The organism is Brevundimonas sp., from assembly GCF_046293315.1.
Lineage (GTDB): Bacteria > Pseudomonadota > Alphaproteobacteria > Caulobacterales > Caulobacteraceae > Brevundimonas.
This window is the reverse complement of sequence record NZ_JBKBPF010000011.1, coordinates 22914-48715: the sequence shown is the minus strand read 5'-3', so window position 1 is coordinate 48715 and position 25802 is coordinate 22914. Positions and strand designations below refer to the sequence as shown.

General features: G+C 69.6%; 22 protein-coding genes and 1 other RNA gene. 14 read left to right on the top strand and 9 right to left on the bottom strand.

Translation table 11 applies throughout. From position 1 onward, the window contains the following. Positions 1–9: 9 nt before the first annotated feature. The 5 genes from ACK4SE_RS10940 to ACK4SE_RS10920 are packed head-to-tail and all read left to right on the top strand — an operon-like array spanning position 10 to position 5742. Positions 10–687, top strand: a complete 678-nt coding sequence (locus tag ACK4SE_RS10940; protein WP_409692403.1) for a CpaD family pilus assembly protein — start codon at positions 10–12, stop codon at positions 685–687. Between the two features lie 15 nt (positions 688–702). After that, complete coding sequence (locus tag ACK4SE_RS10935; RefSeq protein WP_409692402.1) at positions 703–2163, top strand: CpaE family protein; 1461 nt, start codon at positions 703–705, stop codon at positions 2161–2163. Positions 2164–2180: 17 nt separating this feature from the next. Beyond that, positions 2181–3785, top strand: a complete 1605-nt coding sequence (locus tag ACK4SE_RS10930; RefSeq protein WP_409692400.1) for a CpaF family protein — start codon at positions 2181–2183, stop codon at positions 3783–3785. A gap of 3 nt (positions 3786–3788) precedes the next feature. Then, a complete protein-coding gene (locus tag ACK4SE_RS10925; protein ID WP_409692398.1) occupies positions 3789–4763 on the top strand; it encodes a type II secretion system F family protein in 975 nt (324 codons plus the stop codon). Positions 4764–4773: 10 nt separating this feature from the next. Next, positions 4774–5742 (top strand): type II secretion system F family protein, encoded by a 969-nt coding sequence (locus tag ACK4SE_RS10920; RefSeq protein ID WP_409692396.1) that lies wholly within the window; start codon positions 4774–4776, stop codon positions 5740–5742. Between the two features lie 71 nt (positions 5743–5813). Here ACK4SE_RS10920 and ACK4SE_RS10915 read toward each other — a convergent pair whose 3' ends face one another. Beyond that, on the bottom strand, positions 5814–6599 hold the full coding sequence (locus tag ACK4SE_RS10915; protein ID WP_409692394.1) for a tetratricopeptide repeat protein: 786 nt from the start codon (positions 6597–6599) through the stop codon (positions 5814–5816). Between the two features lie 80 nt (positions 6600–6679). Between ACK4SE_RS10915 and ACK4SE_RS10910 the strand changes: the two genes are divergently transcribed. Continuing rightward, a complete protein-coding gene (locus ACK4SE_RS10910) occupies positions 6680–8062 on the top strand; it encodes a leucyl aminopeptidase family protein (RefSeq protein ID WP_409692392.1) in 1383 nt (460 codons plus the stop codon). 73 nt (positions 8063–8135) lie between these two features. Then, positions 8136–8972, top strand: a complete 837-nt coding sequence (locus tag ACK4SE_RS10905; RefSeq protein ID WP_409692390.1) for an NlpC/P60 family protein — start codon at positions 8136–8138, stop codon at positions 8970–8972. Positions 8973–9101: 129 nt separating this feature from the next. On the opposite strand, the gene ACK4SE_RS10900 is transcribed toward ACK4SE_RS10905, so the two are convergent. After that, the gene (locus ACK4SE_RS10900) at positions 9102–9812 is read right to left on the bottom strand and encodes a c-type cytochrome (protein ID WP_409692388.1); all 711 of its coding nucleotides are present in this window, start codon (positions 9810–9812) and stop codon (positions 9102–9104) included. Between the two features lie 119 nt (positions 9813–9931). Next, on the bottom strand, positions 9932–10846 hold the full coding sequence (gene nudC, locus ACK4SE_RS10895; RefSeq protein WP_409692386.1) for an NAD(+) diphosphatase: 915 nt from the start codon (positions 10844–10846) through the stop codon (positions 9932–9934). Between the two features lie 78 nt (positions 10847–10924). Between nudC and ffs the strand changes: the two genes are divergently transcribed. Next, an RNA gene (ffs, locus tag ACK4SE_RS10890) (signal recognition particle sRNA small type) lies at positions 10925–11020 on the top strand. A 169-nt stretch (positions 11021–11189) separates the two neighbouring features. Further along, positions 11190–13064, top strand: coding sequence for a DNA polymerase III subunit gamma/tau (locus ACK4SE_RS10885; RefSeq protein WP_409692384.1), 1875 nt, complete (start codon positions 11190–11192; stop codon positions 13062–13064). 78 nt (positions 13065–13142) lie between these two features. On the opposite strand, the gene ACK4SE_RS10880 is transcribed toward ACK4SE_RS10885, so the two are convergent. Beyond that, positions 13143–15998 carry a M16 family metallopeptidase gene (locus tag ACK4SE_RS10880; protein WP_409692381.1) on the bottom strand — a complete coding sequence of 952 codons (2856 nt, stop codon included), beginning with the start codon at positions 15996–15998 and terminating at the stop codon, positions 13143–13145. A gap of 83 nt (positions 15999–16081) precedes the next feature. Then, on the bottom strand, positions 16082–16744 hold the full coding sequence (locus ACK4SE_RS10875) for a Fe2+-dependent dioxygenase (protein ID WP_409692379.1): 663 nt from the start codon (positions 16742–16744) through the stop codon (positions 16082–16084). Between the two features lie 120 nt (positions 16745–16864). On the opposite strand from ACK4SE_RS10875, the gene ACK4SE_RS10870 reads away from it, so the two are divergent. Together ACK4SE_RS10870 and ACK4SE_RS10865 are read left to right on the top strand one after the other, a co-directional pair. Further along, a complete protein-coding gene (locus ACK4SE_RS10870; RefSeq protein ID WP_409692377.1) occupies positions 16865–17170 on the top strand; it encodes a hypothetical protein in 306 nt (101 codons plus the stop codon). 84 nt (positions 17171–17254) lie between these two features. Further along, the gene (locus tag ACK4SE_RS10865; protein WP_409692374.1) at positions 17255–18010 is read left to right on the top strand and encodes a hypothetical protein; all 756 of its coding nucleotides are present in this window, start codon (positions 17255–17257) and stop codon (positions 18008–18010) included. 54 nt (positions 18011–18064) lie between these two features. Here ACK4SE_RS10865 and ACK4SE_RS10860 read toward each other — a convergent pair whose 3' ends face one another. Further along, entirely contained in the window at positions 18065–18418 is a 354-nt protein-coding gene (locus tag ACK4SE_RS10860; RefSeq protein ID WP_409692371.1) for a hypothetical protein, read from the bottom strand. Between the two features lie 173 nt (positions 18419–18591). Between ACK4SE_RS10860 and ACK4SE_RS10855 the strand changes: the two genes are divergently transcribed. After that, positions 18592–20493 carry a M1 family metallopeptidase gene (locus ACK4SE_RS10855; RefSeq protein ID WP_409692369.1) on the top strand — a complete coding sequence of 634 codons (1902 nt, stop codon included), beginning with the start codon at positions 18592–18594 and terminating at the stop codon, positions 20491–20493. Between the two features lie 64 nt (positions 20494–20557). Then, positions 20558–22435: an ABCB family ABC transporter ATP-binding protein/permease gene (locus ACK4SE_RS10850; RefSeq protein WP_409692570.1), complete on the top strand. Its 1878-nt coding sequence runs from the start codon at positions 20558–20560 to the stop codon at positions 22433–22435. Positions 22436–22450: 15 nt separating this feature from the next. Here ACK4SE_RS10850 and ACK4SE_RS10845 read toward each other — a convergent pair whose 3' ends face one another. Beyond that, the gene (locus ACK4SE_RS10845) at positions 22451–23011 is read right to left on the bottom strand and encodes a hypothetical protein (protein WP_409692366.1); all 561 of its coding nucleotides are present in this window, start codon (positions 23009–23011) and stop codon (positions 22451–22453) included. Then, the gene (locus ACK4SE_RS10840; RefSeq protein WP_409692364.1) at positions 23008–23511 is read right to left on the bottom strand and encodes an RNA polymerase sigma factor; all 504 of its coding nucleotides are present in this window, start codon (positions 23509–23511) and stop codon (positions 23008–23010) included. Before ACK4SE_RS10840 ends, ACK4SE_RS10845 begins: the two co-directional genes overlap by 4 nt. A 119-nt stretch (positions 23512–23630) precedes the next feature. Here ACK4SE_RS10840 and ACK4SE_RS10835 point away from each other — a divergent pair, with 119 nt between their 5' ends. Next, positions 23631–23930, top strand: coding sequence for a hypothetical protein (locus ACK4SE_RS10835; protein WP_409692361.1), 300 nt, complete (start codon positions 23631–23633; stop codon positions 23928–23930). On the opposite strand, the gene mutL is transcribed toward ACK4SE_RS10835, so the two are convergent. Continuing rightward, complete coding sequence (gene mutL, locus ACK4SE_RS10830; RefSeq protein WP_409692359.1) at positions 23931–25781, bottom strand: DNA mismatch repair endonuclease MutL; 1851 nt, start codon at positions 25779–25781, stop codon at positions 23931–23933. Positions 25782–25802 lie beyond the last annotated feature (21 nt).

Genomic DNA, 25802 nt, shown 5'->3' with positions numbered 1-25802 from the left:
GAGACGGCCATGACCCACGTCCGCCCCCTGATGCTGATCGCCGGCATGGCCGCAGCTGCGCTGCTCTCTGCGTGCGCCGGCGGCGCGGGCACGACGACGCCCGTTCCCCTGACCCCGACGTCCCGCTGGGCCCTGCAGGTGGAGGAAGGCCACGACCGCATCGCGCTGGCGGTGCACGAAACCGGCCTGTCCGCCAATCAGCGCGCCGCGCTTTCAGCCCTGGCGGGCCGATTTGCGCACGCCGGTGGCGACGTCATCGTAGTCGAGGCGCCCGCCGGGGCCGACCCGGTCGCGAGCGACGCGGCGTGGAGCGCCCGCGCCGCCCTGCAGGACATGGGTGTGCCCGCCAACCGCATCCGCGTGGAAAGCTATCACGCCCCCGACCCCCGCGCGCCGATCGTGGCGGGCTTCACCACCGTCCAGGCGCGCGTGCCCCGGTGCGGCACGGCTTGGGAAAGCCTGTCGCAAACGGCGTCCAACCAGTCCCAGTCGAACTTCGGCTGCGCGATCAATGCCAACCTGGCCGCGCAGATCGCCGACCCCCGCGACATCGTCCAGCCTCGCACCATGACGCCCGCCGACGCGGGACGACGCACGGTCGTGTTCGAAAACTACCGCGCGGGCGAACTCACCTCGGCCCCTCAGGAAGATCTGGTTCGAAGCCGGGTCTCCCAGGCCGTTGACTAGGAGCGGGCAGGACTGATGAACAACGCTTTCGCGCCCCAGCCCTACGACGCGTTCGAGGACGACCTCGATCTTGACCTCGGTCCTCCGCCGGGGCCTGGCGCTGCGCCCGCCGCTGAGCGACAGCCCCTGCAGTTCACCGGACCGCAGGAACAAGCCGCCGCACCCGCCCCCGCCCCGGGACCCCAGGCTCCCACGCCCGCGTTCAATCCCGTGGGAGAGTTGGTGGCCGGCGCAGCCACCGCCTTGACGCCGGCGGGGGCCCAGGTAGCGGTCTCGGTGCCGCGTATCGCCATCCACATCTTTGCGGAACGTCAGGACACGCTCGCCGCCGCCGAGCGCGCGGGCCAGGACCGCCGCCTGTCGCGGGCCACCACCCAGGTGCGTCTGGGAGGCGTCGCCGCCGCCGTCGAGACCTACGGCCATGAGCCGACCCCGCCCCTGATCGTGGTGGAGTGCCTGGCCGGCGCGCAGGATCTTCTGAACGAGATCGATCATCTGGCCCAGGTCTGCGACCAGGGCACCAAGGTGGTGGTGATCGGGCCTACCAACGACATCCTGCTGTATCGCGAACTGATGCGGCGCGGCGTGAGCGAGTACCTGGTGGCGCCGATCCAGCCGCTGCAGCTGATCGCTGCTATCGGCGGCCTGTTCAACGATCCGGCGCAGCCCTTCGTGGGACGCTCCATCGCCTTCGTCGGCGCCCGCGGCGGCGCCGGCGCATCCGCCGTGGCCCACAACACCGCCTACGCCATGTCCGAAAGGATCGGCGCCAACACCGTCATCGTCGACTACGATTTGCCGTTCGGCACGGCGGGCCTGGACTTCAACCAGGATCCCCTGAACGGGGTGGCGGACGCCCTGGGGCAGCCCGAGCGGCTGGACCAGACCCTGCTGGACCGCATGATGGTGCGCTGCACTGACCGGCTCAGTCTGTTCGCCGCGCCCGCCACCCTTGACGTGGACTGGGACATCGCCCCGGACGCCTTCGAGGAAGTGACCACCCGCATCCGCCAGACGGCGCCCTTCGTGGTGCTGGACCTGCCCCACCTGTGGTCGGTCTGGATGCGCCGCACCCTGATCGCCGCCGACGAGGTGGTGGTCGTGGCCACCCCGGATCTGGCGTCGCTCCGCAACGCAAAGAACATGATGGATCTCATCCGGCAGGGTCGGCCCAATGACGCGCCGCCGCGGCTGGTCCTGAACCAGGTGGGCGTGCCGGGCCGTCCCGAAATTCCGGCCAAGGACTTTGGCGCGGCGCTGGGCGTGCACCCGAGCCTGACCATTCCGTTTGAGCCCAAGGTGTTCGGCGCCGCCGCCAACAACGGCCAGATGATTCTGGACGCCGCCGCCAGGTCCAAGTCCGCCGAAGCCTTCCAGACCCTGGCCCAGATCGTGTCGCGCCGCGAGATCGCGGCTCTGCCGTCCGCCAGAAAGCCGGGCGGCAAGTCGCTGTTCGGCAAGCTGTTCAGGCGCTAGGGAGGCAGGGCCGCATCGTGTTCGGCAAGCGCACAGGAACGGCCGGCCAGACCCTGGCGCCCGCACGCCCGGCGCCCATCCAGCCGGCGCCCGCCGAGACCTTCGGATTCGAAGACGCGGACGTGGCCCTGGCGCCCGGCCAGGGCCGTCAGGCCCAGCCCTATGTCTCGCCGCCGCTCGAGGATCCGCAGACGGACCGTCTGGACGCGCTGGCGGCCAAGCCACAGTCGGGCCGTCAGGCCTCCCCGTCCGGCGGCGCGCCGCGTGCGGCCGGCGCGGGACCGCGCGCCACCCCCGGGTTTGAGCAGCTGAAAAAGGCCCAGGCGGTCGCCGAGATCGTCAGCGAACAGTCCGACTATTACCACGCCACGAAGACCACCATCTTCAACGCGCTGATGAATACCATCGACCTGGCCCAGCTGGCGCAGCTGGACACCAAGGCGGCGTCCGAGGAAATCCGCGACATCGTCGCCGAACTGGTGGCGATCAAGAACGTCTCCATGTCGGTGGCCGAGCAGGAGCATCTGGTCCAGGACATCGTCAACGACGTCCTCGGCTATGGCCCGCTGGAGCCGCTGCTGGCCCGCGACGACATCGCCGACATCATGGTCAACGGCGCCGGCCGGGTGTTCATCGAGGTCGGCGGCAAGGTCCAGCTGACAAACGTCCGCTTCCGCGACAACACCCAGCTGATGAACATCTGCCAGCGGATCGTGTCCCAGGTCGGCCGGCGCGTGGATGAAAGCTCCCCGATCTGCGACGCCCGCCTGCCCGACGGCAGCCGGGTCAACGTCATCGCCCCGCCGCTGGCAATCGACGGCCCGACGCTGACGATCCGGAAGTTCAAGAAAGACAAGCTGACGATGAAGAATCTGGTGGAGTTCGCCTCCATCAGTCCCGAGGGCGCGCGCGTGCTCGGCGTCATCGGCGCCTCGCGATGCAACCTCGTCATCTCGGGCGGCACGGGCTCGGGCAAGACCACCCTTCTGAACACCCTGACGGCCTTCATCGATCCCACCGAGCGGGTCGTGACGTGCGAGGACGCGGCCGAACTGCAGCTTCAGCAGCCGCATGTGGTGCGGCTTGAGACCCGCCCGCCGAACCTTGAGGGCCAGGGCCAGATCACCATGCGGGACCTGGTCAAGAACTGCCTTCGGATGCGTCCCGAGCGGATCATCGTCGGCGAGGTGCGTGGCCCCGAGGCCTTCGACCTGTTGCAGGCCATGAACACCGGCCACGACGGCTCCATGGGCACTCTGCACGCCAACAGCCCCCGCGAAGCCATCAGCCGGATGGAGTCCATGATCACCATGGGGGGCTATGGCCTGCCCTCCAAGACCATCCGCGAGATGATCGTCGGCTCTGTCGACGTCATCATCCAGGCCGCGCGCCTGCGTGACGGGTCGCGCCGCATTACCCACATCACCGAGGTCGTGGGCCTGGAAGGCGACGTGATCGTGACCCAGGACCTGTTCGTCTACGAAATCACCGGCGAAGACGAGAACGGACGCGTCATCGGCCGCCACCGCTCCACCGGCATCGCCCGCCCCCGGTTCTGGGACCGCGCCCGATATTATGGGCTCGAGCGCGAGCTGGCCGAAGCCCTGGACGCGGCGGAGTAGGCCATGCTGGAGCTCACCGCCGCCGTTCTCGCCTTTGTCGTCATCGCCAGCCTCGGCTGGGTGTTCGTGGGCGGCGAGGATTCCTCGGGCCGGGCCGTCAAGCGCGCCCAGGCTTTCGGCAACCCCAGGAAGGCCCAGGCCGCCGCCCGCGCCGCTGCAGCCAACACGCCCGAGCAGCGCCGCAAGCAGATCATGGATCAGCTCAAGGAGGTGGACCGCAAGGAGCGCAAGGCCCGGGTCACCATGTCCGCCCGGCTGCGCCAGGCGGGTCTGTCCATGACCCTCCGCACCTTCATCATCTTCAGCGTGATCTCCGGCCTGATGTTCGGCCTGAGCGCCGTGGTGCTGGGGCTCAACCCGCTGCTGGCGATGGGCGTGGCGCTGATCGCCGGCGTGGGCCTGCCGCGTTGGGTGGTGGGCTTTCTGGCCCGGCGACGGATGAAGAAATTCTCGGGCGAGTTCGCTAACGCCGTGGACGTGATCGTGCGCGGCATCAAGTCCGGCTTGCCGGTGCACGACTGCTTCAAGATCATCGCCCGCGAGAGCCCCGCCCCGCTGGGCCCGGAGTTTCAGCGGCTGGTGGAAGGTCTGGGCGTGGGGCTGACCCTGTCCCAGGCCCTGGACCGTATGTACGAGCGCATGCCCACGCCGGAACTGCGCTTTTTCGCCATTGTCATCGCCATCCAGCAGAAGACCGGCGGCAACCTGGCCGAGGCCCTGGGCAATCTGTCCACCGTCCTGCGCGCCCGGCGCATGATGGGCGAGAAGATCAAGGCCATGTCCTCCGAAGCCGTGGCCTCTGCCGGGATCATCGGCTCGCTGCCTCCGGCGGTGATGCTGATCGTGATGGTCACCACCCCGGCCTACATGATGCTTCTGTTCACGGATCCGCGCGGGCAGATCATGCTGCTGATCTCGGCCATGTGGATGTCCATGGGGATCTTCGTGATGAAGCGCATGATCTCGTTCAAGTTCTAGGGGGCGCCGGATGGACCTGATCGCCTTCTTCACAGACGCCCAGAACCTGCTCTCCATCGGGGTCGGGGTGCTGGTCTTCGCCACCCTGGTCACGGTCATGGGCTCCATGACCCAGGGCGCCCAGCTCGAGGGCCGTATGAAGGCCGTGGCCGTGCGCCGCGAGGAGCTGCGTCGCCGCTCGCGCGAGGCCATTGTGCGCAACAGCCAGGGCGGCCTGCGGCACACCGACGACGGCTTCAAGAAGCGGGTGGTGGAACGGCTGAACCTCACCAAGTTGCTGGAAGACCCCAAGGTCGCCGACAAGATGGCCCAGGCGGGCTTCCGCGGTCCTGGACCCCTGACCACCTTCTACTTCTTCCGCTTCGCCACGCCGTTCGTCTTCCTGGCGGTGGCGATCTTCTATTTCTACGTCCTCGGCGTGATGGACCTGCCGTCCATGTCGCGGCTGGCGGTGACCGTGCTGGCGTTCGGCATCGGCTTCTACGCGCCGAACCTGTACCTTGAGAACCGCATCGCCAAGCGCCGGACCTCGGTCATGCAGGCGTTCCCCGACGCTCTGGACCTGATGCTGATCTGCGTGGAATCCGGCATGTCCGTGGACGCCGCCATCGCCAAGGTCAGCCAGGAAATCGGCGGCCGGTCCATTGAACTGGCCGAGGAGATGTCCCTGCTGTCGGCCGAACTCAGCTATCTTCCCGAACGGCGCATGGCCTACGAGGGCATGTCCCGGCGCACCAACCACCCGGGCGTCAAGGCGGTGATGACCTCCATGATCCAGTCCGAACAGTATGGCACGCCCCTGGGCACGGCCCTTCGCGTCATGGCCAAGGAGAACCGCGACCTGCGCCTGTCCGCCGCCGAGAAGAAGGCGGCGTCCCTGCCGGCCAAGCTGACCGTGCCGATGATCCTGTTCTTCCTGCCGGTGTTGTTCATCGTCATCCTGGGCCCGGCGATCATCAAGATCCAGGATACGATGTAGCGACCCTGTCGCTCGCCGCGGTGGCTCGCGACTTGAGGGCTCCTCTGCTCCCTGAGCCCCACATCTCTGGCCTAGCGCCCCGACAGCGACTCCCAGGTGCGCTGCGTGTTGGCGTTCGCCGGCGCGCCGGCTTGCTCACCCAGCCACCGAAGATTGCGGTCCGCCTGCTCGGGCGGCAGGTGGCGACGAAGGATCTGTTCGGCCTCGGCCCTGTTTCCGTTCAATCCGAGCACCAGAGCGAGGTTCTGGCGCATCTGAAGGCTCGCGCCCGCCTGGGCCACGGCACGGCGTAACAGGGGCTCCGCACCGGCGGAATCGCCTTGGGCGACCATGGCCATGGCCATGTTGGAAAGGACGGTCGGATTGTCCGGCGACAGGGCAAGGGCCGAGATCCAGGCGGCCTGGGCGTCGGCGGGGCGCCGCACCTGCTGATAGGCCACGCCCAGAAGCGACAGGGGCCGCCAGTCGTTCGGCGCCACATCGCGCGCCTGCTCCAGCGCCGCGATTCCGTAGAAGGCCTGACCGCGCGCGATATGAGCCCGGCCCACCTCCAGCATGGCGTCCACATTTCCCGGCTGGACCATCAGCACGCCCTGAGCGGTCTCCGCGGCGCGGTCGTGCCGTCCCAGTTCCCTCAAGGCCTGGGCCAGGCGTACGCCGGCGATCGGATCGTTCGGGTTCATCTCGGCCTCCCGGCCCCAGAACACCGAGCGGGCCAGGGGATCGGCCCGGTCATAGGCGGCGCGCTCCTGGGCCGTGGCGGGACGCTGGCCGGTCGCGGCGTCCTGCGCCAGCAGGGGACCGGCCGAGGTCAGAAACAGGGCGGCGGTTGCGGCGAGGGTCAGCTTGCGCGACATGGGGCGGGTCCAAACGGTTTCGTACACCCACGAGTCTCGTCCGTTCGCGTCAATCCTTGGTTAATCCGTGAAAGACCGCCATGCCCAACGCCGTCATCTCCTCTGCAGAAGGACACGCCGTTCCGATCCGCCTCGTGGCCGAGGGCGCCAAGATTACTGACGGCCGCGCCGCCGCCTGGGCCGAGGCCAACGGGTTCAGGGGCGCACGAGGCGCGTTGCTGGCGGTGCCGGACATGCAGGGCGAGATTCAGACGGTCCTGTGGGGCGCGGGCGAAGTCTTCGATCCCATGACCGCCCGAGCCCTGCCCGCGCGGTTGCCCGCCGGCGACTATGAATTCGAGGGGTTGGAGGACGGTCACGTGGCCCTGGCGGCGCTGGCCTTCGCCCTGGGGGCCTATCGCTTCGACCGCTACAAGCCGAAGACGGACGGGGGGCCTGTGCGTCTGGTCACGCCGGGTAGTGTTGATCTGGACGACCTGACCCGCATCGCCGCCGCCGCCGCCCTGGCCCGCGAGATGGTGGACACCCCCGCCGCCGACATGGGCCCGCTGCAGATCGAGACCATCGCTCGCGAGATCGCCGAGGAATCCGGTGCGGCGATCACCGTCACCACCGGCGACGCCTTGCTGGAGGCGAACTATCCGGCGGTGCACGCGGTGGGGCGGGCCGCCACGGCGCTGCGGGCGCCGCGCATGATCGAGATCGGCTGGAACCTCGACAAGGCCGACCTGCCGCTGGTGGCGCTGGTGGGCAAGGGCGTGGTGTTCGATACCGGCGGGCTGGACATCAAGCCTGCCGCCGGCATGCGGAACATGAAAAAGGATATGGGCGGTTCGGCTCACGCCCTGGCGCTGGGACGACTGGTCATGCAGGCCGATCTGACGGTGCGGCTGGTGGTTCTGGTGGCGGCCGTGGAGAACGCTATCTCCGCCGACGCCTTTCGGCCCGGCGACATCCTGCCAACGCGCGCCGGTCTGACCGTGGAAGTCGGCAATACCGACGCTGAAGGCCGTCTGATCCTGGCGGACGCCCTCGCCCGGGCCTGCGAGCACGAACCTGACCTGACCCTGGACTTCGCTACCCTGACCGGCGCTGCGCGAGTCGCCCTCGGCCCCGAACTGCCGCCGGTCTATACTGACGACGAGACCCTCGCCGCCGATCTGCTGGAGGCCGCCCGGCAGGTTCGTGACCCCTTGTGGCGCATGCCTTTGTGGCCGGGCTACCGGGACAGCCTGAACAGCGAGATCGCCGATCTGCGCAACGATTCCGCCGCCTGGGCCCAGGCTGGATCGGTGACCGCCGCCCTGTTTCTGCAACGCTTCGCGCCCAGGACCGGGGCATGGGCGCATCTGGACATCTTCGCCTGGAATCCGCGCGCCCGGCCGGGGCATCCCGAAGGCGGCGAGGCCCAGTCGCTGCGCGCCTGTTTCGCCATGCTGCTTTCCCGGTATGGCCGCCGGTAACCATCGATATTAACCGCCCCTTCGGCTTCGCGGTGTACAGAGTCAGGCTCCAGACTTACGGACGCTGCGCCTCTTGCCCCTGCCCTCTGCTCCCGACCCGCGCGTGACCCTGGCCCGGCCCGACCTGGCCGAGCTGGCGCTTGAGGGTGTATTTGAGTCCGGGCGATACCGGGCGGTCACGCCCATGCAGTGCATGCTGCCGACGGTGCCCGTACGCGCCGGGGACGATGACGCGTCCGCCCTGATCGACCAGCTGGCATTCGGCGAGATTTTCGACGTGTTGGAGATGTCCAGCGGAACGGCCTGGGGCCGGTCGCGCCGCGACGGCGTTGTCGGCCATGTGGCGGTCGCCGCCCTGTCCGACGAGGTGCTTGAGCCGACCCACCGGGTGGGCTCGGTTGATACGCCGATCTTCGACGCGCCGGTCTTCGAGCAGAGAGCCGGAGAGACGCCCATGGTTCTGGCGCTCAACACCCTCGTCACGGTTCTTGAGACGAAGGGCGCATTCGCCCGCCTCGCTCGCCTGGGCTGGATCGCCCTCGCCGATCTGGCCGATTTCCACGCCTTCGATCCGGAGCCCGCCGCGGTGGCCGAACGCTTCGTGGGCGCGCCGTTCCAGGTGGGCGGCCGCGACCGCACAGGCCTGGACGCGCCGGCCCTGGTCCAGCAGGCGCTGTATGCCTGCGGCCTTGGCTGCCCCAGAGCGGCGGACCAGCAGCAGGCCCTCGGGCGCGATGCGCCGGTCGAACACCTGATGCGCGGCGACCTGATCTTCTGGCCTGACCATGTGGCCATGATGCTGGATGCCCAGCGATTGATCCACGCAGACCCCGACCGGGGCGTGGCTGTGGAGACCTTCGCCGACGCGGTGGCCCGTCGCCATCAACCCAGCGCCTGCCGCCGCCTCTAGGGTCTGGATCGGTTGAAGGAGACCCGCCTCGCGGGTCAGCCGACGCGGTGACTTGCGCGCCCGCATGACGACGGCATGAAAAAGGCCCGGACCTTGCGGGCCGGGCCTTTTATCCTTGAAGAACCGGACTCAGTTCTGGGGAGAGCTGGTCGCTGCGGGCTGGGCCGGGCTGGTGGCTTCCTCGTCGGGCTGGGCGGCGACGCCCTCTTCCGGAGTCTGCTGCAGGCCTTCGCCCTCCACGGCCTCACCTTCAGCGAGGGGCTCCTCTTCGGCGCCGGGCTGGCGCGAGGGGTCCGGTGCCGGGATGGCGTAGCCGCCCGAACCCTGCGAGCGCAGATAGGCGATCAGGGCCACGCGCTCCTCGGTGTTGCGAATGCCGGCGAACGACATCTTGGTGCCGCGCACATGACGCGAGGGCGCCGTGATGAACAGATCCATCTCGTCGTAGGTCCAGGTCGGGTTCTGGGCGGCGTGTTCGCGCAGGGCGGGGGAATAGTCGAAGCCGGCGCTGTGCAGCATGGGACCGCCGACGACGCCGTACAGGTTCGGGCCGATGCCGTCGGCGCCGCCCTGATTGATGGTGTGACACGCCGCGCACCGGGCGAAGGCACGCTCGCCGGCCGTGAGGTCGGCAACCGGCAGGACCGTTCCCCAGTCCGGCGCGAGCACCACCTCGTCCGCTCCTCCGGCGACTTCCTCAGGGGCGTCGATGAAATAGCCCATCTTCTCTGGCGGGGCGCTGGAGAAGATGGCGCCAGACACCTGATTCACGCCCAGAATGACGAGCACGGTCGCCAGACCGGCGCCGAAAATCTTGTTCCACTTCAGATCGCCGCTCATGCGCGTGGTCGAGTCCCGTGTAGAGGGCCGAAATCCGGCCAAGGTCCATGGTTTGCGGCTGTCTTACACGGCCCGGCCGGGTGCGCAACCGCCTGGACGGCGTCCCGGCGTCGCAGGGGTCAGTCTTCGGCGTCGACCCAGGCCTGCAACAGGGTGCGGGCGATGGCGATGGGCGGCGGGGCCAGGACCTCGGGATGCGTGCCCGCCAGCACGGCGCGTGCTTCGTCGCGGGTCAGCCAGGTCACGGCCTCAAGCTCGGTCTGGTCCGGCGCGGCGCGGTCATGGCTGACGTCGCAGATCAGGCCGATCATCAGCTGGGACGGGAACGGCCAGGGCTGACTGGAGTGATAGCGCACGGCGGTGACCTCAAGGCCCGCCTCTTCCGCCACCTCGCGGGCGCAGGCCTCTTCGATGCTTTCGCCGGGTTCAAGAAATCCCGCCAGCGCCGACATGCGTCCGGCGGGCCATGAGGCCTGGCGGCCGAGCAGGCAGCGCCCCTCGAAGGTCGGCAACATGATCACAACCGGGTCAACCCGCGGGAAATGCTCGGCCCGGCACGCCGGGCAGGCCCGTCGCCAGCCCCCGCCCGAGTCGCGGGTCTCGGTCCCGCAGGCGGCGCAGAAGCCGTGCCGCCGCCGCCAGTCGAACAGGGCCTTGGCCGCCCCCGCCATGGCCGCCTCATGGCCCGGCAGCAGGGCGGCGGCCGCCCGCATCTCGTGAAAGACGCCCAGACCCATGACAGGCCCGGCCGCCGGATCGGCCGCGCCCTCGAACTCCACCGCGAACACCGGCGCATCCTTCCACAGCCCCAGGAAGGCGCGGCGGTCCCGGGTAAGGTCCATGGCGTGGGGCATGGACAGCCAGGTCAGACGCGGCCCGTCGGCAAGTTCCTCGATCAGCGGCCGACCCTCCCACAACGCCAGGGCCAGGGCGAGGGGATTCTGTTCCTGCTCTGCGATCCAGCCGGCGTCGTTGCGCCGGTCGCTGGCGCGCTCCAGCCGGTTGCCGGAAAAGGTGTTCTGGGGAAAGGCCATCCTGCCTGTCTAGAGCCGGGCGCCCGGCGCCGGAAGGCCCCGCTTGATCAATCGGCGTTTAGACGCCATATCCCCTCTCGGAGATCGGTGCGGGCGGAGGCTTCGCCAACCTGGTCAGGGCCGGAAGGCAGCAGCCACAACGAATTCACCTTCGGGTCGTGTCGGTCTCCACCTCTTTTCCTTAGCCCTATGCTCGCGTCGCGGACGCTCGCGACCTGAGGCGCGATTTTTGCCCTTAACGCGCGCCGCGCGGCGGCGCTCTGTTTGAGGGCGTTTTTCCGAAACTGTTGGAATTCGAGTGCGCCGTCTTCGCAGCGGCGGACTTCGCGCGCTATGACAGGGCATGAGCGATACGGACCTGAAATCGGACGGCCCTCCCTGGGAGGATGACGCCCTCGACGGCGACGGGGCGGGCTCCGACGTTCAGGAGCGCGATCCCAACACCGAAGACATGTTCGGCGCTCCTGCCGAAGCTGCCCCGGAAGCGCCGGTCAAGGCGGCTTTGGAAGCTTCCGCCCCCGCCCCTGCCGCCCCCGCAACGCAGCCGTCCGGCGACGTCGCCTACACCGTGCTGGCGCGCAAATACCGACCGCTCACCTTCGAGGACCTGATCGGTCAGGAGGCGATGGTGCGCACGCTCACCAACGCCTTTTCCAGCGGCCGCATCGCCCACGCCTTCATGCTGACCGGGGTGCGTGGGGTGGGCAAGACGACCACCGCGCGCCTGCTGGCCCGGGCGCTGAACAACGAATCCGACACCATCGACCGCCCCTCCCTGGCCCTGACGGCCAGCGGGCGCCACGACGCGGCCATCATGGAAGGCCGGCACATGGACGTCATGGAAATGGACGCCGCCAGCCACACCGGCGTGGGCGACATCCGCGACATCCTGGACAGCGTCCGCTACGGCCCGGTCGAGGCCCGCTACAAGGTCTATGTGCTGGACGAGGTGCATATGCTCTCGACCCAGGCCTTCAACGCCCTGCTGAAGACCCTGGAGGAGCCGCCGCCCCACGCCAAGTTCGTCTTCGCCACCACCGAAATCCGCAAGGTTCCGGTGACGATCCTGTCGCGCTGCCAGCGTTTCGACCTGCGCCGGGTCGAGCCCGAGATCCTGTCCGAACACCTGGCGAAGGTGGCGGACAAGGAGGGCATGAAGATCGACAGCGAGGCCCTGGCCCTGATCGCCCGCGCCGCCGAGGGCTCGGTGCGCGACGGCCTGTCGCTGCTGGATCAGGCCCTGGTCCAGGCCGAGGGCGGCCAGATGGTCAAGGCCGAGGTGGTGCGCGACATGCTGGGTCTGGCCGACCGCACCCAGACCATCGGCCTGTTCGAAAGCCTGATGGGCGGCCGCACCCCCGAGGCGCTGGAGATGTTCCGCCAGCTCTACGGCTTCGGCGCCGACCCGACCCAGGTGGTCAACGATCTGCTGGAGCACTGCCACGCGGCGTCGGTGTCCAAGATGCTCGGCCCGGCGGCCACCCGCCTGCCCAATGATCAGGCCCAGAGATTGGCGGCGCTTGGCGCCTCAATTTCGGCGGGCTCGCTGTCTCGGGTCTGGTCCATGCTGCTGAAGGCCCACGAAGAGGTGCGCCGCGCGCCCAATCCGGCCGATGCGGTGGAGATGGCCATCGTTCGCCTCGCCTACGCCGCCGACCTGCCCGGTCCGGAAGAGGCGCTGAAGAAGCTGCAGTCCGGCGACCCCATGGGCGGCGGCTCCGGCCCGTCCGCGCCCCGCGGTGGCGGCGGCGGCGGGGCCAGCGCCCAGATCGCGGCGCGGCCCGGAGCCCAGGCTGAACAACTGCCTGACCCCCAGACCTTCGACCAGACCGTCGCCCTGATCGGCGAGAAGCGCGACATCGGTCTGCAGATGGACGTGCAGCGCTATGTGCGCCTGATCGCCTTCAAGCCCGGCGCCATCACCTTCGAGCCGGTTCCGGGTGCGCCCCATGACCTCGCCCGGCGACTGGCCTCACGGCTGAAGGACTGGACCGGCCGCACCTGGCTGATCGCCGCCAACGGACAGGGCGGCGGTGAGACGCTGATCGAGCGCGACCGGCGTGAGAAAGACGTGGCGCGTCAGGCGATCCTCGACGATCCTTTCGTCCGGGCGGTGATGCAGACCTTCCCGGGCGCCGAGTTGGGCGAGGTCCGGGCCCTGGCGCCCGCCGCGCCCGAAACGCCTGCAATCCTTGACGATGAGCCCGACGAGGGCTGATTCCGCGGAGCCCACGACGGAGCCCTTCGGCCGACCCCCCTTTCCGCATCAGGGACGAAGGGCCGGCCGCGTCCAGTCTTATTGCAGGGTGGCGCTGTCGAGATTCAGGTCATCCAGCGCGATCACCTCAACGCCCGGATAGGCGGCGCGCAGGCCGTCAATGAACAGCGAGGCGTCGCCGACGATGACGAGGCTGATTCCGTCCACCCCCAGGGCCCGCCCGGCGGCGGCCTGTACTTCGGCTGGCGTGACGGCGTTGACCCGGCCCGCGTACTCGGCGAGTTCGCTCATGGGCAGGTCATACAGAGCCAGGTTGGCGACCCAGCTGCCCAGTCCGTCCACAGTCTCCAGCGAGCGGCCGAAGCCGCCCACCAGCGTGGCCTGACGCGGGCCCAGTTCAGCCTCCGACGCCGGCTCTGCAGAAAGCCGGTTCAGCTCGGCGAGGATCAGCCCGGCGACCTCGACGGCGTTTTCATTGGGGGTCTGGGTGGAGGCGGTGAACACCCCCTGGTCCGCCCGGACGCCCAGCGATGCGCCGGCGCCATAGGACAGGCCGCGCTTGATGCGGATTTCCTGATTGAGGCGTGACGAGTAGCCGCCGCCCAGAAGGTTTGTTCCGACCAGGAGCGGATAGTAGCCCTCGTCCGTGCGGGTGATGCTGCGACGCGCGGCGACAACCGCCGCCTGTCCGGCGCCCGGCTGGTCGATCACCACGATGCGCGGCGCGAGCGGGGCGCCCGCCGGGTCGGCGACCGTCGCCGCCGGGGCTGCGGGCTCGGCCCAGTCGCCGAAGGCCTGCTCGGCCAGGGCGTAGGCGGTCTCGGGCGTGATGTCGCCCGAAAACACAAGGGTCGCCGTGGAGGGACGCCAGTTGGCGGCATGGAAAGCAGCAAGATCGTCGCGGGTGATCGTCGGCACTGTGGTCAGGGTGCCTGATCCCGGCGCGCCATAGGGCGCATCCCCGTAGATCACCCGGCCCGTCGCCTGGGAGGCGATGGAGCCAGGCTCGCTCAGCGCCACGCGCAGCCCGTCCAGGGTCTGGCTCTGCTGACGCTCCAGCTCTTCGGCGGCGAAGGCGGGATCCCGCACCAGCTCGGCCATCAGGGCCAGGGTCTGGCTGAACACGTCGGCCGGCGCGTTGGCGTAGACATTGGTGAAGTCCACGCCCGCGCCGGCGCCGATCGAGGCGCCCAGCTGCTCGATCTGGGTGGCGATCTCCGGCGCCGACAGGCGCGACGTGCCCTGGTTGACCATGGAGGCGGTCAGGGCCGCCACACCGGCGCGGCCCTGCGGGTCATCGGCGGAGCCGGCCTCGAAGCTGAGGCGGGCGGAGATCAGCGGGAGACCGCCCGTGGGCGCCACCAGCACGCGCACGCCGTTGGCCAGGGTGCGCTCGCTGATCTGCGGCGTGGCCGGCTCCAGCGGGGCGCCCGGCTCGGGAATGGGCACGCGCTCGGCTTCGGGCGCCAGGGTCACCAGCTCGCCTGCCGGCGCCAGATCGTCCAGGGTCACCGGCGCCGTCACGTTCAGCACCTGTTCGCTGGGCGGATTGGCGTCATCTGCGTTCAGATAGCGGACGGTGATGGTGCGCTCGGGCGTCAGATACCGGCGCGCCACGCGCTGCACGTCGGCGGCGGTGACGGCCTGGATGGCGGCGATCTCGGTATCTGCCGAAGCCGGGTCGCCGGTCATGATCAGCGCCCAGCCGAGCGCCGAGGCGCGCTGGTCGGTGGTCTCCCGCTCGCGCAGGGCGCCGGCCACCAGCTCATTCTTGGCTTCAGTCAGTTCAGCCTCGGTGACCACTTCGTCGCGGAAGCGGGCTACCTCTGCCTGGATGGAGGCGATGCCCTGCTCGGGCGTGGCGTCCCCGGCCATGATGGAATAGGCCGCCAGATAGCCTGCCTGCTGGGCGAAGTCCGGCATGGACGAGGCCTGGGCGGCGATCTGCTGATCGTAGACCAGCGAACGATACATACGCGAAGATTCGCCGGTGGACAGGATGCCGTCGAGCACCGTCAGGGCCGCCCGGTCCGGATGGTCGTAGGCGACCGTCGGCCAGGACAGCACCACCGCCGGCAGCGGCACGTTGGGGGCGTAGAACGTGGCCTCGCGCGGGCCGGTGATGTCAGGCTCGGCCACGTCGTTGGCGGGCATGGGCCGATCGGGGCGCTCGAGCGGGCCGAAATACTGGTCGATCCAGCCGTCCAGTTGGGGCTGATCGAAATTGCCGGCCACGATCAGGATGGCGTTGTCGGGGCGGTAGTACGTCTCGTGGAACCGCAGCACGTCGTCCAGGGTCGCGGCGTCAAGGTCCTCAATGGAGCCGATGCCGGGGCGGCGATACGGATGCTCCTGATAGATCATCTGGGGCATGAACAGCCCGAACAGGCGACCGTAAGGCGAGGCCAGGATACGCTGGCGGTACTCGTTCTTGACCACGTCCCGCTCGGAGATGAACGTGTCCTCGTCCACCACCAGCGAGCCCAGGCGCTCGGCCTCGGCGAACAGGATCCGCTCCAGATGATTGGCGGGCACCACCTCATGATAGGCGGTCACGTCGTCGGCGGTGAAGGCGTTGTTGAAGCCGCCTACGTCTTCCGTCAGCCGGTCCAGCGTCTCTTCCGGCATGTTGCGGGTCGCCTTGAACAGCAGGTGCTCGAACAGGTGCGCGAACCCCGAACGACCCTGCGGGTCATCCTTGGAGCCGACCCGGTACCAGACCTGCACCGCCACGTTGGAGGTGTTGCGGTCCTGGGCCGTATAGACCTCCATGCCGTTGTCCAGCACCCGGCGCTGGAAGCCCAGCGGCGGCACCGCGACCCCGGCAGGGGCCTGGGTGGCGGCAGGCGCGGGAGCCTGGGCGAGGGCGGGCAGCGCGGCGCCCATCAGAAGCGCCGTGGCGGCGGCGGTGACGATCAGGCGACGTTTGAACATGGAGGCTCCCCTTGCAGATCAGCGGCGACCATAGGCGCGGGACGGCGCGGTCGCACCTTACCGACCTGTAATGTGATGCGGCCTCAGGTCTCCGCCCACATCCGCAGCAGATTGCCGATGGTCTTGTCGGCAAGCAGGCGGGGCTCCCCCTCGGGCGTGGACCAGCGCACGCGCTCCAGATCGAACAGGACTTCGCGCTGGTCCTGACGGCGGACCAGAGACTGGATCCAGCCCACGGCCGCCATGCGTTCGCCGGCGGTGACCGGCGTGACCCGGTGCAGGCGACCGGTCTGGTAGATCACAGCTGACCCTGCGGCGGGGCGGAACTCGCGCTCGCCGTCCAGGTCGTCGAGCAGCAGGGCTCCGCCCTCGTAGGTTTCGGTATCGGACAGGAACAGGGTGAACGACAGGTCGGTGCGCAGGCGCTGGCCGTCCTCGCCGCGCATGGCGGCGTCGTCGGTGTGCAGGCCGTACTGCTGACCGCCGGAATAGCGAGAGAAGATCAGGTTCGACCACCGGGCCGGGCGCACCAGCGGGTGGAACACCGGATGCCGCTCCAGCGCATCGCGTACGAAGCGGGCCAGGGCCTGGACGCCGGCGTCGTCGCCCCGGGCCTGGAGATTATCCTTGACCATGCGGGCCGCCGGGCCTGCCGTTGCCCTGCCGTCGCGGAACGGGGCCTTGGCCAGCCCGGCGCGGACACGCTCCAGGTCTTCGGCGGAAAGGATGTCGGCAAGGACAATCACAGCGGGGCTCCGGAGGGGATACGCGGGACCGTTAGCGCTCCATCGCTCCGGGCGAAAGGGCGCAACCCCGGCCCAGCTTGAGCGTTCCGCCGACTGGACTCATTCGAGGAGGGCTCGCCCATGACAATTCGCACCAAAGCCTGGCCCGCTCTTGCGGCCGTCGCCGCCCTGTCTCTGGGCGCCGTAGCCTGTACGGACGCGGAGCAGGCGCAGGCTGAACGGGACGCGGCTGTCGCGGGCGAGAACATCGAGCAAGGCGCGGCCGAACTGGGCGAACGCATCGAGTCGGGCGCGGCCGCCGCTGCGCGAGGGGTCGAGAGCCTCGCCTCCGACGCCGCAGAACGGCTGGAGGAAAATCAGCGCGAAGCGGCCGCCGAGGGCCGTGAGGGCGCCGTCGATCCAGATACGGGCGAACGGGTCGAATAAACCTCGCTTCGCTCCTGCGAACCATTTGCATCTTTGGCGCTCCGGTCTATGGTCCCGCGACCTTTCCCGACCGGAGCGCCTTTCATGTCCGACACCCGCCTGTTCCGCCCCCGACTGTGGACCGCCGCCGGCTCCGCCCTGCTCATCGCGGGCGTCGCCGCCTGTTCGGATCAGGGCGCTGAGGCCCCGGCCGCGCCCGCCTCCCCGCCCGCCAGCGCCGCCGGTGAAGGCGAGGGGGAAGGCGGCGAAGCGGGGGCGGTCAGCGCCTACGGCGCGGTCCCGGCCGAAAGCCTGACGGCCCTGCGGCTGCAGCATCTGAAGGGCTTCTTCCTGGTGGCCCGGGCCGCCGCGCCGGTGGAGGGGGAAGAATCCGCCGCCGCCCTGGCCGGCCAGGGCATGCTGGAGGTCTACGACCCGTCAAAGGCCGACTATGACGCCGCGGGGGTGGACGAGGTTGTGCTGCGCCGCGCCGCCGAAAGCGGGGCCACCGGCGCGCTGAACGCCGCCATCGCCGAGCTTGACCGCGCCGCTCGCCAGGCGGGCGGCGACGCCGGGGACGTGGTCAAGGGTCTGCTCGGCATCTCCACCGGCCTGTACGCCCTGGTGGTGACCGCCGACGGCGTCGATCCGATCGAGTGGCAGCACTCTTACGGCGCGGCGCTGGCGGCACAGCAGGTTGCGGCCCGCGACGGCGCCCTGCGTCCGGTGCGCGAGGAGATCGACGCTTTCGTGGCAAACTGGACCAACGTCACCGCCCCGACCGATCCCGCCGAGGCCACGGCGCCGGGCGCGCTTCAGGCCCAGGCCTCGCGCATCGAGCTGAGCCTGTCGGGCGTCTGAAGCACAGGCCAGGGTCACACCCTCGCCAACCTCCGGTCAGCCGGCCGGAGTGCCTCAGCCGCGCGTGACCGGTTTCGGGCGGCGCTCGCCCGCTTCGGTCAGCAGGGCGTCGCGGTTGCGGCCGCCCACAGCGTCCCGGATTTCGATCAGGCGCAGTTCCACCGTCCCCAGCGCCCAGAGCACGGCGCCCAGGCCCACGACGCCAAGGCACAGGATAACGAAGGCCGACATGGCGAATTTGGCCGAGAGCAGAAGAACGAACAGGGTTCCGAACCCGGCCCCGATGGCGATCACGCGTCCCGCGTCGCGCATCAGCGAGCGGTGGCCCGGCGCGTAGAGCACCGGTTCCGCCTCCGGCTTCGTTCGGGTCTTGCCGTCCATCGATCCCGTCGTCGTTCGTCCCGTCATCCTGGGCTCCGGTCTGTTGAAAAACAGCGGCGTGTCTGGCGCCGTCTGAGGGTGATCCTATGGCGAAGCTCGACCAGATGCACCCCTTCGCCTGTTTGAACCGTTCGGGCTCCGCGCCTAAGACAGATCACCACGACGCCCGGAAGGGCGCGCCGTTCCAGGAAACGCCCAGCATGATCCGCCCCTCCGCCCTGGCCATCGCAGCCGCCCTGGCCCTGTCCGGCGGCCTGTCCGCGTGCGCCAATCTGCCCGTGACAGAAGTCGCCGGGCCGCAGATTTCCACACAGGTGCAGTACGTGGCCGACGCCCATTCCCATGCCCGCCCCGAAATCGCGCGCGTCCACCATGTGGACCTGAACCTGATGGCGGACTTCGACCGGCGCATGCTGGCAGGCACCGCCAGCCTGGACATCACGGCTGAGCCGGGCGCGGACGAGATCATCCTCGACATCCGCGACCTGGACATCCACGGCGTGCGCTCCGAAGACGGCCCGCTGGACTACACCATCGGCGACGAAAGCCCCTTCATGGGCAAGCCGCTGATCATCGCGATCCCCTTCACCGAAGGGCGCATCCATATCGACTATTCCACCCGGCCAGACGCGGCGGCCCTGCAGTGGCTGACGCCGGAACAGACCGCGGGCGGGCGACTCCCGTATCTGTTCAGTCAGGGTCAGGCGATCCTGACCCGCACCTGGATCCCGACCCAGGACAGCCCCGGCATCCGCCAGACCTATTCGGCCCGCATCAGCGTTCCCGAAGGCATGACGGCGGTCATGAGCGCCGAGATGCTGACGCCCCAGGGCGAGCCGGACCCGCGCGGCCGCGCTTTCCGCTTCCGTCTGGATAATCCGGTGCCGCCCTATCTGATCGCCATTGGCGTAGGCGACATCGCCTTCCAGCCGCTGGGCGCGCGCACCGGGGTCTATACCGAGCCGTCCATGCTAACGCGCTCAGCCGCCGAGTTCCCAGAGGTCGAGGCCATGGTCGAGGCGGCCGAGAATCTCTACGGGCCCTACATCTGGGGCCGCTATGACATGCTGGTCCTGCCGCCCAGCTTCCCGTTCGGCGGCATGGAGAATCCGCGCCTGACCTTCGCCACCCCGACCATCATCGCGGGTGACCGTTCGCTGGTGTCGCTGGTGGCCCACGAGCTGGCCCATAGCTGGTCCGGCAATCTGGTCACCAACGCCACCTGGGACGACTTCTGGCTCAACGAGGGCTTCACGGTCTATTTCGAGAACCGGATCATGGAGGCCATCTACGGCCCCGAGCGGGCCGAGATGCTGCGCGCTCTGGAGTGGACTGATCTCCAGGCCGAGCTGGCCGAACTGCCGGAGGCGGACCAGAGCCTGCACCTGAACCTGGCCGGGCGCGATCCGGACGAGGGCATGACCGCCATCGCCTATGACAAGGGCGCCTTCTTCCTGCGCACCATCGAGCGAACCGTGGGCCGTGAGCGCTTCGACGGCTGGCTACGCGGCTATTTCGACCGCAACGCCTACCGCCCCATGACCACGGCCATGTTCCTGGCCGACATCCGCCAGCATCTGATCGCGGGCGACGCGGCGCTGGAGGCTTCGCTTCAGATGGACGCGTGGATCTATGGTCCCGGCCTGCCCTCCAATGCCGTCCAGCCCGCCTCGAACGCTTTCACGGCGGTCGGGGCCCAGGTGCAGGCCTTCGCGAACGGAACCCCGGCCGCGCGACTGAACACCGGCGACTGGGTGACGCAGGAGTGGCAGCACTTCCTCGGCTCCCTGCCCCAGACCCTGACCGACGCTCAACTGGCCGATCTGGACAGCACCTTCGGCCTGTCCGAAGCGGGCAACAGCGAAATCGTGTTCGCCTGGCTGATGATCGCGGTGAGTCACCAGTACGAGCCCGCGGTTCCGGCGCTGGAGCAGTTCCTGACCGGCATGGGGCGGCGCAAATTCACCCAGCCCCTGTATGTGGCCCTGATGGCCGAGGGCGACTGGGGCCGGCCGCTGGCCCGCCGCATCTATGAAGAGGCCCGCCCCGGCTACCATCCCATCACCACCGGCTCGGCTGACCCGGTGGTTCGCGGGCAATAGGGGGATCAACACGTCCGGCCGCCTTCCTTAAGGCGGTCGGCCGCGCCATATAGGCCCCATGGCGATGCGTGGTGAGCGCTCGGGCCGCCGACGCGCCGACCCCGAGGTCCGCGCCCAGCTGGCCGGGGTCGAGATGAAGGCGGAGGGACCGGGGACGCTGGGCGCGCTCATGGACCTGGCGCGTCTCGTGGGCCGGTCGCGCGCGCCGTGGCTCAGAACCCGCCTGACCGGCGCGATCCTTCTGACGCTGATCGGCAAGGCCCTGGGCGTGCTGGCGCCCCTGGCCCTGGGCGCGGCAGTCAACCGTCTGGCGGCCGATCAGGGCGCGGCCGTGGGCGTGGCGGCGGGCTTCGTGGCCTTCGCAGTGGGCTGGGCGCTGATCCGGTTCCTGTCCTCCGCCGCGCCGCAGCTGTCGGACATGGTGTTCGCCCCGGTGCGTCAGGCGGCCCAGCGGACCACGGCGGCCGAAACCTTCGCCCACGCCCTGAACCTGTCGCTGGACTTCCACCAGACCAAGCGCTCCGGCTCCCTGTCCCGCACGGTGGAGCGCGGCTCGCGCGCCGTGGACTTCCTGCTGCGCATCCTCGCCTTCAACCTTATCCCCACCGGACTTGAGCTGATCCTCGCGGCGGGGGTTCTGGCGGGCGCCTACGACTGGCGCTTCGGGGCCGTGGCCGTGGCGGTGGTGGTGATCTATGCGGTCATCACCTTCGCCATCTCCAACTGGCGGCTTGAGCATCGCCGCATCATGAACGCGGCGGATTCCGAGGCCGCGGGCCAGGCGGTGGACGCCCTGCTGAACTACGAGACGGTCAAGGCCTTCGGGGCCGAAGCCCGCGCCGCCGACAGCTACGAGCGGGCGCTGGGCGTCTATGGCGACGCGGCGGTCAAGGCCAACAACTCCCTGGCGGTCCTGAACATGACCCAGGGCCTGATCATGAACATCGGCCTCGGGGTGATGGCGGTCATGGCCGGGTTCGAGGCGGCCGCCGGGCGCATGGGGCCGGGCGACGTGATGGCGGCCGTGCTGATCCTGATTTCGCTCTACGCGCCCCTGAACATTCTGGGCTTCGCCTATCGCGAGATCCGCCAGTCCTTCATCGACATGGAGGAGATGCTGAAGGTCACGCGCCAGTCGCCCCAGGTGGCCGACGCGCCGGATGCGATCGACCTGCCACCGCCCGCCGACAACCGCGGCGGGGCGGTGACCTTCGAGGGCGTGGGCTTCCAGCATTCCTCGCGCGCCACGGGTCTGGACGACATCAGCTTCATCGCCGCGCCGGGCACAACCACGGCTCTGGTCGGACCGTCGGGGGCGGGCAAGTCCACCATCGTCAAACTGGCCCTGCGCCTGCTGGACCCGCAGATCGGCCGGGTGCTGATCGATGGGCTGGACGCCCGCGCGGTGACCCAGGCGTCCCTGCGCCGGGCCGTGGCTCTGGTCCCCCAGGACGTGGCCCTGTTCAACGACAGCCTGGCAGTCAACATCGCCTTCGCCCGGCCGGGCGCATCCGAGGCCGAGATCTGGGCCGCCGCCGACGCGGCCGAGCTGGGCGACTTCATTCGGGGCTTGCCCGAGGGCATGGAGACCAGGGTGGGCGAGCGGGGCCTGAAGCTGTCCGGGGGCGAGCGCCAGCGCGTCGGCATCGCCCGCGCTCTGCTGGCTGATCCCCGCATCCTGATCCTGGACGAGGCCACCAGCGCCCTGGACAGCCGCACCGAACAGGCCATCCAGAAGACCCTGCGCAAGGCCCGCACCGGGCGGACGACGCTGGTGGTCGCCCACCGCCTGTCCACCATCGCCGACGCCGACCAGATCCTGGTGCTGAAGGACGGCCGCATCGTCGAGCGCGGAACCCACATGGAGCTGGTCGCCCGTCAGGGCGGCGAATACGCCTCCCTGTGGCGCAAACAGACCCGCGGCGCCCGCAACCCGGCCTGACAGCGCTGGTTGACGCTAGGCCTGCAAGTCCTCCAGCGCGCGCCTGTGTTGTGCGATGCGCTGGGCGCAGCGGTCTTGATGGCGCAGGTAGAAGGCCAGTGCACCCAGCAGGAACACGGCCGCCCCCGTATAGAGGAAGGTCAGATCGTCCTCGACCCGGTACGCCGCCACGGCGACGCCGAGGAACACGGCCGCGCCGACCGTGACCGCGGTGCCCGCCCGGGCCCAGCGGCGCCCGGTCTCGGCCTGACGGATGGCGGCGGCCAAGGCCTGTTCCGGCGTCTCCAGATCATCGGGCGCCTGTCCGCCGCGCGCCCAGAGAGTCATGGCGGCGCCGAACAGGCCGAACAGCACGGCCGCCGCGCCCAGAAGCCACTGGTCCGCCGGCCTCGCCACCAGCACCCAGACGCCCATGGCGCCGGCGAGCAGGCACCCGACCATCTCGAACACAAAGTTCAACCGCCCCAGCCGGCTGCGACGGCGCACCTGTCGGGCCATCTCGGCCAGTTCCTGATCGTCGCGGCCGGGCGTGGTCCAGGCGTCGCTCAGTTCGGTCCAGTCTTCGTTCGGCGTCATGACGAGGCCTCCGGGTTCATCAGGTCTTTCAGGGCCGCCCTGGCGCGGGTCAGGCGGATGGAGACGGCGTTGGCGTTCAGCCCCAGCATGGGGCCGATCTCCGCAGGGCTGAAACCCTCCAGCGTCAGGACCGCGGGCTGGCGCAGCGACAGGGGCAGGGCCCGCACCGCCTCGGTCAGCCGCGCCCGAAGATCCTCGGCCTCCACCTGATCGTGGGGCGTGGGATCGTCGGACGGCATGGCGTCGTCCAGCGGCGCGCGGCGCGGCTGCACGGCCTCTTTCGAGACATGGGTCACGGCCCGGTTGTGAGCTACCCGCGCCAGGAACGCCTTCACAGGCGCCTCGCCGCGAAAGCGGGGCAGGGCGCGCCAGACCGCCAGCAGGATGTCCTGCTCCAGCTCGCGGCGCCGTTCGGGGTCCGCCTCATAGCTGCCGGCGATGCGGCGCAGCATCGGGCCGTGCTCCGCCACCAGCGCCTCGAATCCCCTGTCCCGTCCCAATCCCATGCTCCAGATCATCGGCGATGCGATTTTCGCCGTCACCTCTGAAAGACTCTCGACGCCGGCGAGACTTTCATTTCCGGAGGCGGATTTCCGCCGATTGAAAAAGGAGACCCGCCATGACCATCGAAACCCCCGTCGCCACGCCGGACAAGAAAAGCATTCTGACGAAGGGCCGCGGCTTTCTGATCGCGCTGAGCATCGCCGTGGGCGTCGCCGCCGTCGCCGCCTGGATCGCCCTTGGCGTCGGGCTTTACATGGATGTCTCGCGCCAGACCCGCATCATCCTGGCCGTCGTCGCCGCCGTCGCCACCGAGGCCCTGTTCTGGAGCATCGCCGCGACCCTGGGCCTGTCGGTGCTCGAGGCGCGCAAGCGCATCTGGAAGAAGATCACGGGCCGGGGCCGCGCGGAGGCCTGATCACCGGCGCCCGAACAGCTTCTCCAGGTCGTGCAGCTTCAGCTCCACATAGGTTGGGCGGCCATGGTTGCACTGACCGGAGTGGGGCGTGGCCTCCATCTGGCGCAGCAGGGCGTTCATCTCGGGCGCCGACAGCACCCGGCCCGAGCGCACCGAGCCGTGGCAGGCCATGGTGCCGCACACCTCGCCCAGTCGCTCGGTGAGGGCCAGGGCCGAGCCGTGTTCCGACAGGTCGTCGGCGATGTCGCGGATCAGTCCCTGTACGTCGCAGTCGCCCAGCAGGGCCGGAGTCTCGCGCACCAGCACGGCGCCGGCCCCGAACGCCTCGACGATCAGGCCCAGCGCGGCCAGTTCGTCGGCGCGGTCCGCCACCCGCTCGGCCTCGGCCGGGTCCAGCTCGACCACCTCGGGCGTCAGCAGCGCCTGACGTGTCACCGCGCCCTCGGCCATCTGGGTCTTCATGCGCTCATAGACCAGGCGCTCGTGGGCGGCGTGCTGGTCCACGACCACCAGACCGTCACGGGTCTGGGCCACGATGTAGTTGGCGTGCAACTGCGCGCGGGCCGCGCCCAGCGGATAGTCCAGCGGGTCGATGAACCCTGCGGCTTCGCCCGACGGCGGTGCGTCGGAGGGCGCTGGCCAGGCCGACTCCACGCGGGCCGACCGTTCGTTGAGGCCGGGAATGATCTGGGCGGCGGCCTCGGGCTGGCTCCAGCCGGTCCAGCCGCTCCATCCCTCGGCGGCGGGCGTAGAGGGGCTGTAGGGGTCGGCTACGCCAGCATGGGCCTGGAACCCGGATATGGCGTCCGCCGCCACGGTGGTGGAGGCCCGGTGTCCCGCCGCCGCCAGGGCGTGGCGCAGGGCGCCGACGATCAAGCCGCGCACCATCGCCGGGTCGCGGAACCGCACTTCCGTTTTGGCCGGATGCACGTTCACGTCCACCGACAGCGGATCGATGTCGAGGAACAGGGCCGCCGCCGGATGCCGATCCCGCGCGAGGAAGTCGGCGTAGGCGCCGCGCAGCGCGCCCTGCAGCAACCGGTCCTTCACCGGGCGGCCGTTGACGAACAGGTACTGGTGCGCGGCGTTGCCCCGCGAATAGGTGGGCAGGCCCGCATAGCCCGACAGCCGGATGCCGTCGCGGGACTGGTCAATGAGCAGGGCGTTGTCCTCGAAATCCCGCCCCAGCAGGGCCGCCAGCCGCTTCAGCCGTCCCTCATCACCGGGATGCTCCGCGGGCAGGCGCAGGGTGGTCTTGCCGTCCAGAGTCAGGGTGAAGGCCGTCGCTTCATGAGCCATGGCCTGGCGCTTGATCTCATCGGAGATGGCCATGGCCTCGGCGCGCGCCGATTTCATGAACTTCAGCCGCGCGGGTGTGGCGTAGAACAGGTCGCGCACCTCCACTCGCGCGCCGTGATCGCCGGGAAAGGCGCCGGGCGCGATGGCGCGGTGGTCACCGCCCTCCACCGCCACGGCCCAGGCTTCCGGCGCGCCCATGGCCCGGCTGGTGATGGTCAGGCGCGCCACCGAACCGATGGACGGCAGGGCCTCGCCCCGAAATCCCAGCGTCAATATCCGCAGCAGGTCCACGTCGCCTGCGTCGTCGGCTTCCAGTTTTGAGGTGGCGTGCCGCTCGACCGCCAACGGCAGCTCGTCCTTCGGGATGCCCTTGCCGTCGTCGGCGATCAGGATGCGCGACAGGCCCCCGCCGTCGGCCTGGATGTCGACCCGGCGCGCGCCTGCGTCCAGCGCGTTCTCGACCAATTCCTTGACGGCGCTGGCCGGGCGCTCGACCACCTCGCCGGCGGCGATGCGGTTGACGGTTTCGGGGGGGAGGCGACGGATCGGCATGCGAACAGCCAGTCTATAACG

Excerpts from the sequence above, each read along its gene's own strand:
- ACK4SE_RS10940 (WP_409692403.1), top strand. The coding sequence starts at position 10 with ATGACCCACGTCCGCCCCCTGATGCTGATCGCCGGCATGGCCGCAGCT.
- ACK4SE_RS10935 (WP_409692402.1), top strand. The coding sequence starts at position 703 with ATGAACAACGCTTTCGCGCCCCAGCCCTACGACGCGTTCGAGGACGAC.
- ACK4SE_RS10925 (WP_409692398.1), top strand. The coding sequence starts at position 3,789 with ATGCTGGAGCTCACCGCCGCCGTTCTCGCCTTTGTCGTCATCGCCAGC.
- ACK4SE_RS10920 (WP_409692396.1), top strand. The coding sequence starts at position 4,774 with ATGGACCTGATCGCCTTCTTCACAGACGCCCAGAACCTGCTCTCCATC.
- ACK4SE_RS10915 (WP_409692394.1), bottom strand. The coding sequence starts at position 6,599 with ATGTCGCGCAAGCTGACCCTCGCCGCAACCGCCGCCCTGTTTCTGACC.
- ACK4SE_RS10910 (WP_409692392.1), top strand. The coding sequence starts at position 6,680 with ATGCCCAACGCCGTCATCTCCTCTGCAGAAGGACACGCCGTTCCGATC.
- ACK4SE_RS10900 (WP_409692388.1), bottom strand. The coding sequence starts at position 9,812 with ATGAGCGGCGATCTGAAGTGGAACAAGATTTTCGGCGCCGGTCTGGCG.
- nudC (WP_409692386.1), bottom strand. The coding sequence starts at position 10,846 with ATGGCCTTTCCCCAGAACACCTTTTCCGGCAACCGGCTGGAGCGCGCC.
- ACK4SE_RS10885 (WP_409692384.1), top strand. The coding sequence starts at position 11,190 with ATGAGCGATACGGACCTGAAATCGGACGGCCCTCCCTGGGAGGATGAC.
- ACK4SE_RS10880 (WP_409692381.1), bottom strand. The coding sequence starts at position 15,998 with ATGTTCAAACGTCGCCTGATCGTCACCGCCGCCGCCACGGCGCTTCTG.
- ACK4SE_RS10870 (WP_409692377.1), top strand. The coding sequence starts at position 16,865 with ATGACAATTCGCACCAAAGCCTGGCCCGCTCTTGCGGCCGTCGCCGCC.
- ACK4SE_RS10865 (WP_409692374.1), top strand. The coding sequence starts at position 17,255 with ATGTCCGACACCCGCCTGTTCCGCCCCCGACTGTGGACCGCCGCCGGC.
- ACK4SE_RS10860 (WP_409692371.1), bottom strand. The coding sequence starts at position 18,418 with ATGACGGGACGAACGACGACGGGATCGATGGACGGCAAGACCCGAACG.
- ACK4SE_RS10855 (WP_409692369.1), top strand. The coding sequence starts at position 18,592 with ATGATCCGCCCCTCCGCCCTGGCCATCGCAGCCGCCCTGGCCCTGTCC.
- ACK4SE_RS10850 (WP_409692570.1), top strand. The coding sequence starts at position 20,558 with ATGCGTGGTGAGCGCTCGGGCCGCCGACGCGCCGACCCCGAGGTCCGC.
- ACK4SE_RS10845 (WP_409692366.1), bottom strand. The coding sequence starts at position 23,011 with ATGACGCCGAACGAAGACTGGACCGAACTGAGCGACGCCTGGACCACG.
- ACK4SE_RS10835 (WP_409692361.1), top strand. The coding sequence starts at position 23,631 with ATGACCATCGAAACCCCCGTCGCCACGCCGGACAAGAAAAGCATTCTG.
- mutL (WP_409692359.1), bottom strand. The coding sequence starts at position 25,781 with ATGCCGATCCGTCGCCTCCCCCCCGAAACCGTCAACCGCATCGCCGCC.